General features: G+C 61.1%; 19 protein-coding genes and 1 pseudogene. 10 read left to right on the forward strand and 10 right to left on the reverse strand.

Features of this window, described 5'->3' with window-relative positions; genetic code table 11:
* Positions 1–3: 3 nt before the first annotated feature.
* From RQ479_RS27270 to RQ479_RS27315, 10 genes and pseudogenes are all read right to left on the reverse strand, one after another.
* Positions 4–1,320, reverse strand: a complete 1,317-nt coding sequence (locus tag RQ479_RS27270) for an ABC transporter substrate-binding protein (protein WP_376703054.1) — start codon at positions 1,318–1,320, stop codon at positions 4–6.
* A complete protein-coding gene (locus tag RQ479_RS27275) occupies positions 1,321–2,916 on the reverse strand; it encodes a GMC family oxidoreductase (protein WP_376703055.1) in 1,596 nt (531 codons plus the stop codon).
* 60 nt (positions 2,917–2,976) lie between these two features.
* A complete protein-coding gene (locus RQ479_RS27280) occupies positions 2,977–4,383 on the reverse strand; it encodes an aldehyde dehydrogenase family protein (protein ID WP_376703056.1) in 1,407 nt (468 codons plus the stop codon).
* A gap of 176 nt (positions 4,384–4,559) precedes the next feature.
* Complete coding sequence (locus RQ479_RS27285; protein ID WP_376703057.1) at positions 4,560–4,898, reverse strand: alpha/beta hydrolase domain-containing protein; 339 nt, start codon at positions 4,896–4,898, stop codon at positions 4,560–4,562.
* Positions 4,795–5,052 carry an alpha/beta hydrolase domain-containing protein gene (locus RQ479_RS27290; protein ID WP_376703058.1) on the reverse strand — a complete coding sequence of 86 codons (258 nt, stop codon included), beginning with the start codon at positions 5,050–5,052 and terminating at the stop codon, positions 4,795–4,797. The genes RQ479_RS27285 and RQ479_RS27290 overlap by 104 nt, the downstream gene beginning before the upstream one ends.
* Before the next feature lie 43 nt (positions 5,053–5,095).
* Positions 5,096–5,320, reverse strand: a complete 225-nt coding sequence (locus RQ479_RS27295) for an alpha/beta hydrolase domain-containing protein (protein ID WP_376703059.1) — start codon at positions 5,318–5,320, stop codon at positions 5,096–5,098.
* Positions 5,321–5,388: 68 nt separating this feature from the next.
* A pseudogene (locus RQ479_RS27300) lies at positions 5,389–5,616 on the reverse strand (alpha/beta hydrolase domain-containing protein); the annotation flags it as partial.
* Positions 5,617–5,881: 265 nt separating this feature from the next.
* Positions 5,882–6,859, reverse strand: coding sequence for a helix-turn-helix domain-containing protein (locus RQ479_RS27305; protein ID WP_376703060.1), 978 nt, complete (start codon positions 6,857–6,859; stop codon positions 5,882–5,884).
* An 86-nt stretch (positions 6,860–6,945) separates the two neighbouring features.
* Positions 6,946–7,458, reverse strand: a complete 513-nt coding sequence (locus tag RQ479_RS27310; RefSeq protein WP_376703061.1) for a flavin reductase — start codon at positions 7,456–7,458, stop codon at positions 6,946–6,948.
* A gap of 23 nt (positions 7,459–7,481) precedes the next feature.
* Positions 7,482–9,017, reverse strand: coding sequence for a 4-hydroxyphenylacetate 3-hydroxylase family protein (locus tag RQ479_RS27315; RefSeq protein WP_376703062.1), 1,536 nt, complete (start codon positions 9,015–9,017; stop codon positions 7,482–7,484).
* A gap of 89 nt (positions 9,018–9,106) precedes the next feature.
* Here RQ479_RS27315 and RQ479_RS27320 point away from each other — a divergent pair, with 89 nt between their 5' ends.
* The 10 genes from RQ479_RS27320 to RQ479_RS27365 all read left to right on the forward strand — a co-directional run bounded on the left by RQ479_RS27320 (position 9,107) and on the right by RQ479_RS27365 (position 17,844).
* A complete protein-coding gene (locus tag RQ479_RS27320) occupies positions 9,107–9,997 on the forward strand; it encodes a helix-turn-helix domain-containing protein (RefSeq protein ID WP_376703063.1) in 891 nt (296 codons plus the stop codon).
* Between the two features lie 120 nt (positions 9,998–10,117).
* Positions 10,118–10,363 (forward strand): hypothetical protein, encoded by a 246-nt coding sequence (locus RQ479_RS27325; protein ID WP_376703064.1) that lies wholly within the window; start codon positions 10,118–10,120, stop codon positions 10,361–10,363.
* Between the two features lie 720 nt (positions 10,364–11,083).
* On the forward strand, positions 11,084–11,260 hold the full coding sequence (locus RQ479_RS27330; protein ID WP_376706025.1) for a hypothetical protein: 177 nt from the start codon (positions 11,084–11,086) through the stop codon (positions 11,258–11,260).
* 139 nt (positions 11,261–11,399) lie between these two features.
* A complete protein-coding gene (locus tag RQ479_RS27335) occupies positions 11,400–11,792 on the forward strand; it encodes a Rid family hydrolase (RefSeq protein WP_376703065.1) in 393 nt (130 codons plus the stop codon).
* Between the two features lie 57 nt (positions 11,793–11,849).
* Positions 11,850–12,917, forward strand: coding sequence for a substrate-binding domain-containing protein (locus RQ479_RS27340; RefSeq protein ID WP_376703066.1), 1,068 nt, complete (start codon positions 11,850–11,852; stop codon positions 12,915–12,917).
* Between the two features lie 28 nt (positions 12,918–12,945).
* Positions 12,946–14,544: a sugar ABC transporter ATP-binding protein gene (locus RQ479_RS27345; RefSeq protein ID WP_376703067.1), complete on the forward strand. Its 1,599-nt coding sequence runs from the start codon at positions 12,946–12,948 to the stop codon at positions 14,542–14,544.
* Complete coding sequence (locus RQ479_RS27350; protein ID WP_376703068.1) at positions 14,541–15,731, forward strand: sugar ABC transporter permease; 1,191 nt, start codon at positions 14,541–14,543, stop codon at positions 15,729–15,731. Before RQ479_RS27345 ends, RQ479_RS27350 begins: the two co-directional genes overlap by 4 nt.
* 11 nt (positions 15,732–15,742) lie before the next feature.
* Entirely contained in the window at positions 15,743–16,315 is a 573-nt protein-coding gene (locus RQ479_RS27355; protein ID WP_376703069.1) for a hypothetical protein, read from the forward strand.
* Positions 16,316–16,348: 33 nt separating this feature from the next.
* Positions 16,349–17,461, forward strand: coding sequence for an amidohydrolase family protein (locus RQ479_RS27360; RefSeq protein WP_376703070.1), 1,113 nt, complete (start codon positions 16,349–16,351; stop codon positions 17,459–17,461).
* Entirely contained in the window at positions 17,458–17,844 is a 387-nt protein-coding gene (locus RQ479_RS27365) for a metal-sulfur cluster assembly factor (protein WP_376703071.1), read from the forward strand. The genes RQ479_RS27360 and RQ479_RS27365 overlap by 4 nt, the downstream gene beginning before the upstream one ends.
* The last annotated feature ends 18 nt before the right edge of the window (positions 17,845–17,862 follow it).

Below are 17,862 nucleotides of genomic sequence, written 5' to 3' on the forward strand. Positions count from 1 at the left end.
GGCCTAGCGGCCAATACCGAGGGCCTTTTCGGCCGCACGGACGGGTCCAAGATAGGCGCTGTCGACGTCGGTGCATTCGCCGACGACGGCGAAACCATCTGCCGTGACCTTGACCATCATATTGGCGTGGTTAGGCATGTGCGTGGGTGCATCGCCGACATAGTACGGGCCGCACAGAAGGTCGGAAGTCTTGTTCTTGATTGCCTTGATAGCCTCGGTCACCGTGGCGCGGTCGATCGCGGCCGGATCAAGTTCGAGCATGGCTTCCACGAAGAACTTGGCGGACAAGTAGCCGGACTGGCTGAACGTATCGCGCGGGTCTTCTGGCTTGGCATAGGCGTCCATGATGGCGCGCCAGTTGACTGCATCCTCGCCAGTGCCATCGATCGGGGTCAGCTCGATATTGACGTGCATGACATCGACCCAGCCGGGTCCGAGGAGGCCCGGAATGTCGGCATCATAGAGCGGCGTCGAGGAAATCCACTTGAAGTTCTCCTTGAGCCCCTGCTCCTCGACGGTCTTGAGGAAGCCCGCAGCCAGGCCGGCTGGCAGGTTGACCAGCACCGTATCGGCGCCCGAGGCAACAGCCTGAAGCACGGCCGCATTGAGGTCGACCGCCGCCGTATCGAGCAGGATCGATGATCCTGCCAGCCCCCTGGAGGTCATGTATTTTTCGGTCCAACCGCAGGAATACTGACCAACGGACGGTATGTTGATGCCGATACAGACGACGTTCTTGCTACCCAGATTGGCTACTGCCCACTGTGCGGCGCCGACGCTCGAGGGCAGCGGGCCTTCATTGGTGGACACGATATTGCGGGATTCGAAGCACTCCGAGACCGCGCAGGCCGAGGCCATGGACATGACGCCATCGGCCTCATAGAGCTTGGCATTCATGCTCATCTCGACAAAGGAGCCGCTGCCCACTAGGGCCACGACCTTATCGTCACGCACCAGCTTCGTGCCGACCTGGACCGCTACTTCGGGGTTCCACTGGTCGTCTTCGACGATGTATTGGATAGGCCGGCCATTGATACCGCCATTGGCGTTGACGCACGCGAAGTAGGCCGCCGCCGCATCGGCGGACGACGAGAAATCGTCAGGACCCGTCTCGCCAACAATGGCGCCCACCTTGATGGGTTCACCGGTCGCGGCCTGACCGTTATTGAGGCCGCAGCTGACGGCCGCCTGGGCCTGAGTGGACATGGCGGCGAGCAGTAACAGGCCGCTCGCACCCACCATCGCATAGGCAATCTTCTTCATTTCTCTTCCTCCCATGGTCGCGCTCCGCGACCGTTGACGACAGACCCGAGCCCCCACTCAGGCCGGTTGCTCTTTCCCCAGGATGAACCTGGATGCCCGCTCAGCGATCATGATCGTGGGGGCATTGGTATTGCCGGACACAAGGGTCGGCATGACTGAGGCGTCGCTGACGCGCAGACCCTCGACCCCACGAACCCTGAGGTCCTCGCCCACGACAGCCATCCGGTCGGTTTCCGGACCCATCTTGCAGGTGCCGGACGGATGAAAAACGGTTTTCGAGACCTTGCGGATATAGTCGCGCAGTTCATCAGGGCTGTTCTCGATGCCAGGCTCGGGCAGCACGCGCCGCTTGATCAGCTTGGCAAGTGCGGGCGCTTCCAGGATCTTGATGGCGAGCTTGACGCCACGCACGAGCGTTTCGAGGTCGGCGAGATCGCCCAGCGCGTTGGCATTGAACAGGATGGGGTCCTTGGCATTGGCCGAGCGCAGCTTCACCGTGCCGCGCGATTGCGGGCGCAGGAAGCATGGACCGATGCTGATGCCGTGCCCCGATACCGGCGCACGATCGACAAAGCCGACCAGCATGGGCAGCACATGGAACTGGATGTCCGGCTGACCGGTCTTGGCTGTATCGGCGAAGCCGCCGCATTCGACGACATTGGAGCTTAGGAGGCCGCCACGGGTCGTCAGGTAGCGGAGCATGTGTCCGACGGCCGCAAGGCCTTTGTCCTGACCCAGCAGCGAGATCGGGTCATGCGACTCGCCCTGCACCGTGGCCTCGATGTGATCCTGATAGTTCTCGCCGACGCCAGGCAGGTCTGAAACGACCTCAATGCCGAGCGTGCGCAAATGCTCGGCATTACCGATGCCGGACAACTGCAGCAGTTTGGGGGTGGCCAAGGCGCCTGCCGTCAGGATGATTTCCTTGGCCGCCTCGAAGCGACGACCATCTTCCAGCATGACGCTGCTGGCGCGCCGTCCGACGAACAGCACCTTGGCGACGCGCCCTTCGGTGATGATGCGCAGGTTCTGACGCTGTCTTGCGTCGCGCAGGAAGGCCTGCGCCGAACTCCAGCGGCGACCGTTATAGGTGGTCGACTGATAGAAGCCGACGCCCTCCTGTTCCGCGCCGTTGAAATCAGTGCTGCGGGGCAGCCCGACCTGCTCGGCAGCGGCCACGAAAGCCTCACATAGCGGATGCTTGAACGACCGGTCCGAGACTTTTAGCGGGCCGCTGGTACCGTGATAGGCATTGTCGATGCGCTGATTGCCTTCAACCGCCTTGAAGGCCGGCAGCACCCGGTCATAAGACCAGTTGCGGCACCCCATCTGGGCCCAGGTATTGTAGTCGTCGGCGTGACCGCGAATGTAAATCATCGCGTTGACGGAACTGCCGCCGCCGATGACATGGCCTTGTGGCACGATTGTGGGCCGTCCGCCCATGCCGGGGTCGGGTTCGCCCGCATAGAAGGTCACGTCCCTCTGTCCTTCCAGGACCTTGAAGAAGGTCGCCGGAATGTGGATCCATGGGTTGTCGTCGTTACGGCCCGATTCAATCAGCAGCACGTGGTTGCGTGGCTCTTCCGATAGGCGTGCCGCCAGTACGCAGCCCGCCGAACCACCGCCCACGATGATATAGTCAAAGTTGTCCAAGGCCATTCCTCCAAGGCGGTGAGCGGTTTGCCCGCGTCTCCCAGGTTTGTTGGTTCGTCGCTAGCAGAAGACGGTTTGCGTCACGGTGTTCTCCTTGAGGCCCTCAAGCCCGAAAGAGAGACCGAGGCCGGAGCCCTTGACCCCGCCGAACGGCACGTTCGGCTGAATGGCGCCGTGCTTGTTGATCCACACCGAGCCGCATTCGAGGCGCAGCGCGACGTCCTTGGCGCGGTCGAGATTGGACGACCACACCGAGCCGCCAAGCCCATTGGGATTGTCGTTGGCACGGGTAATCACTTCCTCGACATCGCTGTAGCGGATGATCGGCAGCACCGGTCCGAACTGCTCTTCGTCTACCAGCCGCACGCCATGATCGACATCAGCGACCAACGTGATCGGGTAGAAGTAGCCGTCACTTTCAGGCGCTTCGCCGCCCACCAGGATTCGTCCGCCCCGGGCGCGGGCATCTTCGACCAGGTCACGCACCAGGTTGAACTGGCGTTCGTTCTGGATCGGGCCAAGGGCGGACGCGTCGTCCATGCCATTGCCCATCTTTACCGTCCCGGCGACCCGCACCAGTTCAGCGCACACGGTGTCATAGATGCTGTCGTGGACATAGAGCCGCTTGAGCGCCGCGCAGGTTTGGCCGCCATTGATGAAGGCGCCCCAGAACACGCCCTCGGCGATCTGCTTGGGATCGGCGTCCGGCAGCACGATGCCAGCATCATTGCCACCCAGTTCCAGCGTCAGGCGCTTCAGCGTCTGGGCAGCACTGGCCATGATCTTCTGGCCGGTAGGGCTCGACCCGGTAAAGGTGATCTTGGCGATCCCCTTGTGGTTCGACATCGCGGCACCAAGCTGGTCGTGGCCGGTAATGACATTGACGACACCGGGCGGGATCACCTGATTGATCAGTTCGACCAGCCGGATGGTGGCAAGCGGCGTGAATGGCGAGGGCTTGATCACCACCGTATTGCCGGCGCGAACGGCCGGAATGATGTGCCAGGTGGCGATCATCACCGGAAAGTTCCACGGCGTGATCGATCCGACGACGCCGATAGGTTTGCGGTGCAGCTCGACGCGGCCCTCGTTGGTGTCCTGCAGCACTTCCACGGGAAGATCGAGCAATGCCGTATAGCGGGTCCAGGCAATGGCGCCGCCGATTTCCCAGCGCGAGCCAAGCCCGTTGCGCGGCTTGCCCTGCTCCAGCGTCAGTAGTTCGGCAAGTTCTTCAGCGTGGGCCTCGATGACATCGGCAATCGCGAAACAAGCGCGCTGTCGGTCCGCGTCAGAGGCCTTGCTCCAGCTGTCGAACGCTTCGGCGGCGGCAGCGACCGTCCGATCCAGGTCGGCGAGACTGGCAACGGGCATGAGCCCGACAATTTCGCCGGTCGCGGGGTTCTTCACCTCGGCGTAGCCGTCGGTTTCCCGGGCTTCGCCGCCGGCGATAATCTGGTAATTGTTCATTGAGCTTCCTCCCAAAGCGTTGACCTGAGGCTAGTGGGGCGAAAGCGAAGGGTCTTGGTCAGGCGCGCAGCGTCTATTGGACAGAAACGCGCGTTTTGGAGGTGCCACGAACGTCACCAAGATCACCTGTCGTGGGTCGTCGGGTTGGCGGTGAAATTGGGAATTCTGCCGCCATGTCAAGTACATGTGCTTGGCATCAAATCGACGCGTCGCCCTGCGCAGCACATTTGATAGTGGGCCGATTGGAGCCAAAGCGGTTGGGGCTCGCCGAATCCGGCAAGCCCCGCAAATGGATCGGCGCGCGACGTCCGAAGCCTCTGCCGCGTTGATGGCAGCGTCCGCGTCAACGGGAGAACATAGCCGTCCTCCACTGGCTGCTGCATCGTGCTGCGCACCTGGGCGACATACTCGTCATGGCTCCCATAGCGGTTCTTCAATTCCTCCGCCGTAAAGTCGAGATGATGGCCGGACAGCAGGCAGAAAATCAGGCAGATCAAGGAAGACGAAGCCGTCAAAGAAGTCGTAAAGCGGCTGGATCGTGTTGTAGTATCTGGTCAGCCGATGCGCGGACTGCGACTCGCCCAAGGCGATGACATCCTCGACGGTCAGACCGGGCAGCGGCGGGTTGTCGCCGGCATTGTCCTTAAGAGCCTTGGACACCTGGGTCATGATATCCCAAGAGAGCGGATCTCCAGGACAGTTCAGCGCCGGGTCAGGCAGCAATCGTCAATTGTATCACCGCCCACCGGTCAACGTTGTTGACGGCGACCGAGAGGGTGCCGTAGCGCTCTGGGCTCCAGGTCTTGAGCCTATCCACGCCTACATTCTGGGCCGACACAACGGCGACCGCGTACCCCTCGCGCAGCAGGTACTCCCAGGATTCTGCGAACGCGAAGTCGATGTCCTGCCCGGCTGTGACATTGGCCCATTCGACCACGAGCGTAAACCATTGAAGGCAGCAGCGTCCGGGGTCCGGACAAGAACGCGCGTGTGGTAGGGCCAGTTTCCGTCGATGATCTCGGCATTATCCAGGTCGCCGTCCTTCGCTCCGCGGTAGCGATTGGCAACGCCTTCCGCATAGAACTCGCGTTCGGTATATCCGGCGGCGGCAAGGTCAACGGCAGCCGCTGCCATCGGCAGCGTGCCGGCAACCTGCACGTCCGACAGTTTTGCGGCGCTCACTGCCAGTTCTTCGGTCGATGCGGGGCATGCTACGGTCAAGGCGGTGCCCATCAGCAGAACAGTCGCGGACCCTATCCCCAGCGGCTGATCGTGCCGCTTGGCAGCCTCCGGCTGCCCACGCGCTGTTGACTGGGAGTGGGCCGATCAGGATGTGCCGGATGACGACGCGAAGACGTCGCGCCGATCAGCAAAGTCTATCGATGTCGAAAGCTGGTTCGGCCGCAGAAAAACCGGCGCGTCGGTTGAGGCCCCTCCCAAGGCGTCATCAGGACGCTATTGGGAGTTGGAGCGTATAGTCTTGCTTGGCGCGCAGGCGCTATTGGACGGGAACGCGCGGCAGCGCTCTCAGGTAGTCGGAAGGGGCCGAGCCGAAGTGTTCTCGGAAGCTGCGATTGAAGTATGAAATGTCGTTGAAGCCGCACATATAGGCGATCTGGGCGATATTGATGCGTTGCCCCTGACCGCCAAGCTCGCCAAGACGTTGCGCCGCCAGCTTCAGCCGCTTCTGGCGGATCAGGGCATTAAGGGTCAATCCAGCTTGCTGGAAGTCCTCCTGTATCCTGCGCAAGGGATGGCCGAGGCGTGCAGCCACCATGGCCGGGCTCAGGTCCGGGTCCGTAAGATTCCGATCGATCAGGTCTTCGACAAAATCGATCCGGTCCCAGCTGGCCGCAAGATGGGGCAACGGGTCTGCCACATCTTCGAACTCAAAGGCATAGCGCACCGTGTCGAACAACAATTGCGACAGGTGCGGCTTGGACCGTCCAGCAACGTCCATCATCATGATCTTGGCGATCAGTGAGCGGATGGTCAGCGCCATGGGATCCCGCCGGTCGAGCGGTTGGCCCACGACGAAGCGGACCAGACTTGCCGAATACATCAGCTGACGTGGCAGATGCACCGACAACTGATTGGAGAACCTGCCGTGGAAGTTGAAGGTTGATGGCCTCGCAGAGTCTACGAGGATGCAGTCTCCGGCCCGCAGGACGGTCTGGCGATCAAACTGCTCCATGCCCGCTTCGCCGCCCAGCTGGACGATCAGAAACAGGCAGTCATTGTCGTCCCTCCGCGCGTCCTCGCGCGTCCGTTCGATGCGGCTGAGGTCCTTGACCACATGCGCGAAATCGAGGCCGCCGGCGTGCCGTGTCTCAACGCACCCCAAGACCTTCCGTTGATCACGGAGGGGGACAGGTCGAAAGTGCCCACATGCCCTTCTCAGATCGTCTGCCCACTGATCGATTGGCAGTTTGTGCCAGACCGGCTGATAGAGACCTTCAATTTGACGAAGTTCCATCTTGCTCCTCCCAAAGCAAATTGGCTGTCCAATGAGAAACCTTCACTTGAGGGCCGTCAATTGGGTCGCACATCTGTCATGCCGCATTAGCCGCCGAAGCTTCCTGACTGGGCAGGGACATGGACGTAGTTTCGATCGACATAGAGCAGCCCGGCGCCATCGGGGCGGTGACGCACTTCCACCACCAGCCCGATCAGGATGTTGTGGGTGCCGACATGCTGCACGCTTTCGATCTCGCAATCGAAATTGACGATGGCATCGGCGAGCCCGGGCGTGCCCGATTGCAGGGTCAACCAATGGGCGGCCGCGTAGCGCTCGGACATATCCTGAGTGCCGCCGGCGAACTTATCTGCCAGATGCATATGCTCATGGGTCAGCACGTTCACGCAGAAACGGCGGTTGGCGAGGAACAGGTCGGTCTGGGCCGATCGCCCATTCATGCAGACCAACAGCGTTGGCGGCTCATCGGTGACGCTGCACATGGCGGTGGCAGTGAAGCCGCCGCGGCCTGCTGGTCCGTTGGTCGTAATAATATTGACCGGCGCGCAGACCCGGGACATGGCGTTGCGGAATTCGGTCTTGGTCACGAGGTCGGCCATTTGCGTCTCCTCCGATCCCGCTGTCAGGCACCTAGCGGCGGTAGCCAGGTGTTTCCGGTCCAGCCGTTTTCGTCGTAGTCGGCCATGCAGGTGTCGACGAGTTCTTCCATGGCCTTGAGGCGGCCACCGCGCTCGGCGCCCTTGAGCACCTGCAGCCGCACTTCTTCGGGCGCACCGGCATAATTGAGCTCATAGAGCGCGTGACGCCCGCCGAACTCGGTACCCGTCGCGTCCCAGAGCAGCTTCATGATCTTGATGCGCTCGATATGACCCATGTCGTTGGAGCCACGCACATATTGGGCCAGGTAGCGGTTGATCTCGGGGTTGCCGAAATCCGTGGCGGAGGACGGCAGGTAGATCAGGCCTGAGGCCACCACCTTGCGGATGGTCTCGATGACGCGAGGATACGCTTCGGACATGAACGTCCGGTAGGCCAGGGCCGCTTCGAGGTTCGGCAGGACGGCGCCACTGGCCCATGGGATCGGGTTGTAAGCCATGGCATTGGAGAAGCTCCAGAACATGTGCCGCAGGGCGATGACTTCGCCGAGCGCCGCCTGGTTGCCGCGGAACGCATCGCCGCCAGTGGCGCGCAATGCCTTGGCGAGCAGGCCGGCCAGGAAGTCGAGCTTGACCGCAAAGCGCGTGCAGCCCTGGAAGCAATAGCCATGCATGAAGCCCGATGCCGGGTGGAACGACAGGATTTTGGGCGCATCGCGCAGCACCAGCACGTCTTCCCATGGGATGAACACGTTATCGAGCACCAGGATCGCGTCGTTCTCGTCGAAGCGTGACGACAGCGGGTAGTCGAATGGCGTGCCGACAGTGTTGGCGGTCTCCTCATAGGAGACGCGGCAGAACATCTTGATGCCCGGCGCGTTCATCGGCACGATGAACATGACCGACAGCGACGGGTCTTCGGTGACCGTCGCCGAGCTCTGTGCCAGGAAGTTGTAGTGCGTCAGGGCCGAGGAGGTCGCGACCACCTTAGCACCGGAAACGTAGATGCCGGCGTCGGTTTCCTTGGTTATGTGCACGAACACGTCCTTGACCGCGTCGGCCGGCTTATGGCGGTCGATTGGTGGGTTGACGATCGCGTGGTTCATGAACAGGACCGATTCCTGGGCCCGCTTGTGCCAGGCCAGGGCGTTGTCCTTGAACGGGCCGTACCAATCGGCATTGGCGCCCAGCGTATTCATCAGTGCCGCCTTGTAGTCGGCGGTGCGGCCCATCCAGCCATAGGACATTTTGGCCCATTCGGCGATGGCGCCCTGCTGGGCGACCAGTTCGCTCGAGGATTTTGCGACACGGAAATACTTGTGGGTGAAACCGCCCGAACCGGTATCGGTGGGTGAGGTCAGAATGTCCCGCTTCTTGGAGTCATGCATGGCATCATAGAGGCGAGCGAGCGACCGCGCCGAGTTGCGCATGGATGGGTGTTCGGTGACATTCTTGATGCGCTCGCCATTGATATAGACCTCGCGGCCGTCATCGAGACTGGCGAGATACTCGGCACCCGTGAATGGGCGGTTCTTATCGGCCCGGAAATCTTCAGAACGCATTTTGTGCTCTCCCTATTGCGCTCAGAATAGGCGCTGGCCAGTCGATGCTGGATGGACAAAGGAGCAAAATCGCTGGTACTTTTTCGGGCATGACAAACAATCGGGACGTGCCGGAGTTTTTCGTCTATGGCGAGCCCAGCCGCTCGCTCGACGTCGGCTTCCTGCATGTCGAGACGGTGCGGGAGCGAGATAGCCTGCATCTGGGCACGGTGGCGGCCCACAAGCATCCGCATATGGGCCAGGTCACGTTCTGGACATCAGGCCCGGGCAACTATCAGATCGAAGACAGCAGCTGGGACTTTTCGGCGCCGGCGGTCAGCTTTGTGCCCAGTGATGTGGTGCATGGTTTTGTCATCGAGCCCGGAGCGGACGCCATCGTCGTTTCGATCGCCAACGACGTCTTGAACGGGCTGCAGGATCGCACGACCCTGTCGGTGCGAACGCCGGTATTCGTTGCCGGCTCGGCCCATCTCTCGGCCTGGTCGCAGACGCGCTCGGTGCTGGACACGCTGTTCAACGAATATCGCGAGGGGCTGCTTGGTTCGGAGAGGATATTGCCCGAGCTGGTCGCCGTCGTCCTCTCCTACATTGCCCGCCTCAATGCCGGTCGGGTCGGACCAAGCGCTTCGCCGGCCGTGGCTCTGGCAATCGAGCTGCGCCAGCTCGTCGATGAAACCTTCAAAGAGGCCTGGTCGGTCGATCAATACGTGTCCGCCCTGGGAACCACGCCGCATCTACTGGACAAGGCCGTGCGCGAAGTGCTGGGCAAATCCGTCAAGGACATTGTCCTCGACCGCCGCCTCATCGAGGCCAAGCGTCTGCTCAAGTTTACCATCCGCCCGGTCGAAGACATCGCCTTTGCCATCGGCTTCAAGGACCCCGCCTATTTCTCCCGGTTCTTTCGCCTGCATGTCGGCCAGTCCCCGACCCGATGGCGCGCCAACGGGATGAACAAAGGCGACAGCGCGGGCGCGAGCTAAGCTTCCGCAGACTTTTGGGGCGGTCAGGCATGATGAGGTGGCCACGCGCCGACGCCAGGCAGTGATACGAGACCGGTTCTATGGGGAGTTTGGCCTGTTGGGCCGCGGGCGATTCTCCGAGTGGTTCACCCGATCATTATTGGGTATGGGATAAGGCCAGAAGGATTGCAGCTATGCCAAGTGCATCAGCTCTCGCTGGCGGCTGAAAGGGTCGGCGATGCCAATTGGCATCCCAAGGTCGAACGGCAGCTATCCCACGAGCGATGCCCAAAAGCCGACAGTCGGCAATCGGCCCCCATCCTGCCGTTGCGTTTCTTAGATATTGGCGTCGAATTTGCCGATGAGGCCTTTGCTGCTTTCGGGTAAGGGCAGGGCACCCAATCTGCCATCGATCGGCTTCGTAACTGTTCACCAGCCGCTCTAGCGGGAGGGAACCGGACCGAAGTGCACTGACAATGGCACGCTAGTGTTCAACATCGCGCCATGCGTAGAAACGGCGGTGGCTCCCCGGGATCGGCGAAGCCGCGAACTGCGAGTTCGCCATAGCGCTCCGCCGAGACGCGCCACAGCCGCATCAAATTCGAAAACGTGATCGTGACCGCGCAGAAGCACTACGCCTTGCAGGTGGGCTGCCATCGCTCCGGGAATCGCGCCGTTGCTCTGGCGCAAGACCGCGCGGTGAGGTGCGGACCCGCGATCTGACCGACATTGGCATCCCACGGTGCTATCTTTCCCGGATGTGCGAGCAAGGGCTGCTCGTGAAGGTCGGCTATGGGATGGCTTCTCACACCACGAAAATTCTGGCTGGGACCACCTTTCGTTCTGTCAAGGTCCTATTGTCTGGTACAACGGCACACTCCAAGGCGTTAACGCCGTCGCCATTCGTCCTGGAAAAATGGACCGTTCCCCTTGCGGAACCGGTTGATTCGGCAAGGATGGCCATCCTGCATGCAAAGGGTCGCCTGGGCATCGGACACCGTTATGTCGGAAAGTCCATAATCGGATCCGATTCGACTGTCATATCGAGTCTGAGATATCGGTAGGGGCAGGGCCGGGATCGTCCCGGTCATTTCAGGAAGCGCTTGGATAACCGGCATTCACCAGCACACGCTTGATCCGGTCGATCCGTTCCCCGCCGGCTATCGGCTTCAGATACTTGGCGACCGAGAACAAGGCGGAGGGCAGTGGCATGGCGCGTCAGGTTCCGCCATCCTTCTGACTGGCTGCACGCCGCCAGGCTCGGGTCGCCAACCATCGAAATAGAAGATCTCTGCGTTTGCAGTGATGGCCAACGTGTTGCCATTTGAGCAACACGGAGCCGCCGAGATAGTGCTACCGGCATCACCGGGTAGCCTGTAGTCTGCTTGAAGTGGCATCGAGACATCGAGAAGGGAGCTCGAGGGTGGCTAGACAAGTAATTGTTCCGAAGAATTCACCGCCGCCGCTTGGTCCTTATTCACCCGCAACCAGGGCAGGTGATACGATCTATGTAGGGGGCGCGCTGCCGACGGATGCCGAGGGAAAGTTGGTTGGCGATGGGGATGTCGCGGCCCAGACCCGTCATGAGCTTGAGCTTATCAAATCCGTGCTTGAAGCGGCCAACGCTTCGCTTGATGACGTGGTGTTCAATCAGGTCCTGCTGCGCGACATGAGCGATTATGCAGCGATGAATGCGGTCTACAGAACCTATTTTCCCAAGGATCCGCCGGCGCGATTTTGTATCCGCGCGGACCTCGTGAAGCCGGAATTTCTGGTGGAGATCATCGCCACGGCGCACGTTTCGAGACAAGGGTAAATAAGTCAACGACGACAAAGCGTGGTCGAACTGCGCTCAGATAAGGGGAACCAAACTATGAGCAGACTGGAAAAGCTGATCGCCGACGTCTCGGCAGGACGGATTTCGCGCCGTGATTTCATTGCCCAGACCATGGCGCTTGGGGCCACGAGTGCCACCTTGGGTTTGGGACTTTCAACAAAGGCGAACGCCGCCGACATAACTGTAGGCTTCAGTTTCCCCAGCTTCGAACATTTTCGCTGGGCGCATGACCGTGCCTATTTTCAGGCGCGCGCCGACGAACTTGGCATGAAATACATCGTCCAGGGCGCCGAGGAGGATGTCTCCAAGCAGGACGCCCAGGTCGATGCGATGCTTGCCCAAGGCATCCAGGCGCTCATCATCATCCCGGTCAACATCGATGCGGGAAAGGACCTCATCGAGCGGGTGAAGGCTGACGCCAACATTCCCGTGATCTCCTACAACTATGTCATTCCATCTCCCAAGCTGGACTACTGGTGCGCCCGCGACAATTATCTGGTTGGAGAAATCCAGGCCAAGCAGGCTCTGGCGCAGGCCAAGAAGGGCAATTGGGCAATCGTCAGCGGTCCAAGCGGCGTCGATGTCGCACGCCAGAAGACGGAAGGCGCGCTGCGCGTGCTGAAGCCCTTCATCGACTCGGGCGAGATCAAGATCGTGTCGCATGAATGGCACGACGCCTGGCGTGCCGAAGGTGCGCTGGCGCAGATCGAGAACGCCTTGACCAAGACCAACAACGACCTTCAGGCGGTAGTTGCCAACGAGGACGGTATGGCGCTTGGCGCCCTTCGCGCTCTTACCGAACAAGGGCTGGCCGGCAAGGTCTGGCTCTGCGGCGAAGATGTCTTTCCCGAAGTCGGTCGCGAGATCGTCAAGGGCAACATCGCCATGAGCGCATGGACGGATCTCATACAGATGGGCCGTGCCGCCGCCGACGCCGCATTCGCGCTGGCGCAGGGCAAGAAACCGGAATCCAACGACAAGGTGACGGTCGAAGGCGTCGACGTGGCGGGCATGCGTATCCAGTCGCGCGGCGTGGATCGTGCCAACCTGGCCGAGTTCCTGAAGCTGACCGACTGGCTGAAGCCGGAAGATGTCGGCCTTTAGATCTGGTTGAAACTCCCGAGCGTTTGACATGGTGCAGTACGCAGAGCGCGTTGGACGCGCGAAAGGTCTCGGTCCCGCCGATCAAGCCGCCCCGATCGTGAGGCTGAGCGATATCGCTGTCCAGTTCGGAGCACAGCGGGCACTCGGCGGGGTGTCGCTCGATATCAGGCGCGGCGAGGTCATCGGTCTTGTCGGCGCCAATGGCGCCGGCAAGAGCACGCTCGGGCGTGTCATTGTTGGAGAGGTGCCATTCGGCGGCTACAGCGGCCGTATGACAATGGACGGCATTGAAACCCGTTTCGTGGATACCAAGCAGGCACATCGAGCCGGCGTTGTCCTGATCCATCAGGAAGGCGCCGGCGTCGAACAGCTCACGATCGGCGAGAACGTCATGTTGACGATTGAACCCAATGCGCGTGGCCTCATAGACTGGACATCGCTTCACCGGCAAGCGGGCAAGGCACTGTCGGAACTGGGCGTCGACACCGACACCTGTGCTACCCTTGGGGCGCAAGGCGGTGTCGCCTTGATGGAACTGGTCGAGATAGCCAGAGCCATCGCGCGCGGGGGGCGCGTCTTTGTGTTCGACGAATCCACCGCGGCTCTGGGCGCCGACGAAGTGACAATCCTTCTTTCGAGGATGCGGGACCTGGCTGCAAAAGGCGCGGCGATCATCTTCATCTCTCACCACCTCAATGAGGTGCTTGCGGTTTGCGATCGCATTGTCGTGCTTCGCGATGGCCGCAAGGTGCTGGACGCCCCACGCGTGACCGAGACGCATGCATCGGTGATCGCGGCCATGCTCGGGCGCGATACCTTCGAGCATACAATGCGCATGGAAAATTCGGGCCATCCGCACGATGGTCCCGAGGCGCTGGGGCTCGGTGCCTGGAAGGTGGCACGATCCGAGAAATGCCGGCTGTCACTTGGACCGATCGAGTTCGGCGCAGTTAAAGGCGAGATCCTGGGTGTCTACGGACCCCTGGGATCGGGCAAGACGGAACTGCTCCATTCGATCTTCGGGCTGCTACCGGAGGAAACGACCGGTCAGATGCGCCTGAGCGGCGAAGCGGCGAGGCCGTTTGCCAGTGCGCGCAGCGCCCTTGGCCGCGGCATTGCACTGGTTTCCGCCGAACGGCAAAAGGAAGGCATCGTTGCGGAACTGTCGGTTCTCGACAATATGCTGCTTGGGCATGGCCGCGCCGACCTGGTTCGCCACAAACTCTTCATCTGCCATGACAGCGAGCGTCGCTTGTGCGAGCAACTGGTCGCGGAACTCGGCATCAAGATTGACAACCTCGATCAACCCATCAGCTCGTTGTCGGGAGGCAATCAGCAGAAGGTTGTGCTTGCACGGGCGTTGATCAATCGGCCTCAGGTGCTTCTTCTCGACGAGCCGACACGCGGCATCGACATCGGCGCGCGCCAGGATGTGTACCGCTGGATGCGCAAGATCGCCGCCGAAGGCACGACCATCATAGTCAGTTCGCTCGAGGAAGGGGAAATCCTGTCCTTGACCAGTCGCGTGCTGGTTTTGCGTGACGGAAGGCAGGTCGCCATTGCGGATACTCAGGGAATGAGCGAGCATCAATTGGCTGTTCTTGCCGTTGGGGGAGGGCTGCATTGACCTACGAAGCCTCAGACCCGCAGACCTTGCCTGCTGAACTCAAGGTAGAACGCGCCGAGACAGGGCGTCGGCGCAGGTTGCTGCAGCAGGCGCGGTCAGCGGGAGGTTTGCTGCTGGCCGTCGGCCTGGTCTGGCTCATTCTTTTCATCACGACCGACGGCGTGTTCGTGAGTGACCGCAACCTCATCAACCTGATGCGCCAGACCTCGGTGACGGCCATGGTCGCGCTCGGCATGCTTGTCATCATTGCGCAGGGCGAAATCGACCTGTCGGTCGGCTCGTTCCTGAGCCTTTGCGCCACCGTGATAGCGCTCATGGAATCCTGGGCGGTATTGCCTCCTCCGTTCACCATTCTTGCCGCTCTTGTACTGGGCGTAATCGTTGGCCTGTGGAATGGGCTGTGGGTTGCGCGACTGGGCGTGCCGGCCTTTGTCACCACCTTGGGAGGCATGCTTGCGTTTCGCGGCATATCGCTCGCGATCTCCGGCGGCAACACTATCTCGGGAATTCGCGGCGACATCCGTTTCTTCGGTGAGGCGTTCATCACCGGCCCACCGTTGTGGTTGTTTCTTGCCGGAGCCATGTTGGTTGCCATGGCGCCCTTGCGTCGCGTTGAGGCCAGGCGGCGGCCGAAAGACCTGATCGAGGTGGCAGCGGGCCTGCTCGCGGTCGCAGCACTTGCCTGGATGACGCTTTCTTACCGTGGCCTTCCCATGCCCGTGGCGTTGACGCTGGTGATCGGCGGGGCACTTGCCTACGCATTGAAGAATTTCGTCTGGGGCCGTCACGCGTTTGCCGTCGGAGGCAATCGCACTGCCGCCAAAATCGCAGGCATCGCGGTCGGCCGGCAGATCGTCCTCAGCTACGTCCTGATCGGGGTCCTGACGGCGATCGCCGCGCTGATGTTTGTCGGCAGGCTCGGCGCTGCGCCACCCGAGGCAGGCTACTTCCTCGAGCTCAATGCCATTTCCGCGGTCGTCATCGGTGGCGCCAGCCTCTACGGCGGTACCGGCACAGTGACGGGCGTGCTGCTCGGCGCGCTCCTCATGCAGAGCCTTTCAAACGGCCTGTCTCTGATGAACGTAGCCTCGGCCTATCAAAACATCACCAGCGGCTTGGTGCTGATGTTTGCCGTCTATCTCGATGCGGTCGCAAAGCGGGGAGGTGTGCCATTCCTGCGTCAATAAACACGTCCGACATGTTGCTTCGCTCGGCGGCCTGGACCTTGTTTGCGGCGGGGTTCCTGTCGAAGCGGCTCGCAGCCGGCGTCGAACGGATAGGGCATCTCATTGCGGCCAGACGTCATTGGAAGACATTCGACCTGGGTGCCGTTGCAATCGAGGTCCCATCCGATTGGGGCAACGTGGAAGTCACCCCTGGTGGATATGTCGTGCACAATCGGACGGCCTGCGCGCGCGTTGACGGCGATGCGGTCTGGTATTCTTCGGCTATCGAACTGCACATCGGCTTGGCTCAGCGGCGACCGCGCCAGGCGAACGCTGCCTTTGCCTATCGCCACCGGGTTTTCGCATCTGCGTCCGGCCCGATCCGCCTGACATTGGCGATCGCGCGTGGCGTCGGCCCGGCCCAGCGCAATATTGCGTTGCGAGTGTTTGCGCGAGCCAATGGGCGGTCCGATCTCGACCTTTTCTGCAAGGACGCGTTGACCGCGCCGGCCCCGGATTTGGCGCCGCTGACACACGGCCGCATCGCGGTGATCCATTCGCATCCAATCAAGGTCAATCCAGTACCCGGCGCGGCAAAACCGTGAACTGCTAAATCAGAGTTAGAGAAGGGATACGTCATGATCGAAGGTCATTTCATCATCAACCCAATCGCCCACGCTTACGATCTATCTGACGCGAACCTGCAGCCGAATCCCTACGGCCGCGGCCTGCGCGACCTCCTGGTCAAGCTGCACCTGGTCTGGAACCCTCCGCACCTGCGTGTTCCAGCCGAGGTCTACATGTCCAACTGGCCGGTCGAGGCCGTGGCGCGTACGCTTTTTCTCGAGACCGATGTCGACATGGCCGCCAATATGTATCTGCGGCTGGACTCTTGGTTTCGCGACGGGCTGTGCTCCAGGGCCAAGAACGTCGAAGCGGCAACCAGATGGCCGGAGCGCTATCTCACCTATGTCGGCGTCAGTCCGACACAAGGGCTGGATGTCTGCCTTCGCGATCTCGAAGACCAGATGAAAGAGCTGCCGAATTCGATCGGTCTCAAGCTGTATCCCGATGAGGTCGAACCCTTCCGCAGCTGGCGAATGGATGATCCGAAGCTCGCCTATCCTCTGTTCGAGCGCGCCCAGAAACTCGGCATCAAGACCGTCGCCATCCACAAGGCCATTCCCAATGGGCCGGTGCCGATAAACCCCTACCGGGTCGACGACGTAGATGGTGCTGCGATCCATTTCCCGGGTCTCAATTTCGAGATTGTCCATGCCGGGCTCGCTTTCGTCGACGAGACGGCGCACGCCATTGCGCGGTTTCCCAACGTCTATGCAAATCTGGAGATCACCAGCCTGCTGATGCATCATGGTCCCGGCATGTTCAGCGAGATTCTGGCGCAATTTCTGTTCTGGGGTGGTCCCGAAAAAATCATCTATTCCGATGGCACGCTCTTTTGCCACACACAGCCACTTCTGGAAAAATTCTGGAACCTCGAATTCACCGAAGAACTCATGGCAAAATACAATCTGAAGCAGCTGACGAAGAACGAGAAAGCGCTGATCCTCGGCGGGAACTATGCCCGCATCGTCGGTCTCGACATCGAGAAAGCCAAAGCCGCAATCGCCGACGACGAATTCGCCAAGGAACGCCGGCGCACCGGCATCCAGAAGCCATATTCGAACTGGCTGCGGATGTATGAGGAAGAGCGGCAGGGGGCGGGCGGCAAGGTGAGGGCGCTGGCATGACGGGGACCCTGGACGACCAGATCGCCGAGGCGCTCGGCTCGGTCTACGATCCGTGCAGCCTGGCCTCGAATGCGCCCGTCAGCATCATCGATATGGGCTTGATCAAGAGCTGGACCGTCGACGATGTCGGCAATCTTCACGTAACGATGTGTGTCACCTCGGCCTGCTGCACCATGGCGCCGAATATCGTTCGCGGCGCTGTCGCGGCGCTGACGGCCATCCCTGGGATCAAGGCCGCCGAGGTCAAGATCGATCCCAGCGTATTTTGGACCCCCGACTCGATGACGGAGCGTGGCCGCGAGACGTTGCGCCGGCGACGCGAACAATCTCTGGCACAGACGAAGACGACACCGCAGCAATGGCGACAGCAGGTCCCCTCATGACATTTTGGCCGTTGCCAA

It is taken from the genome of Mesorhizobium sp. ISC25 (genome assembly GCF_042295465.1).
GTDB lineage: Bacteria > Pseudomonadota > Alphaproteobacteria > Rhizobiales > Rhizobiaceae > Mesorhizobium.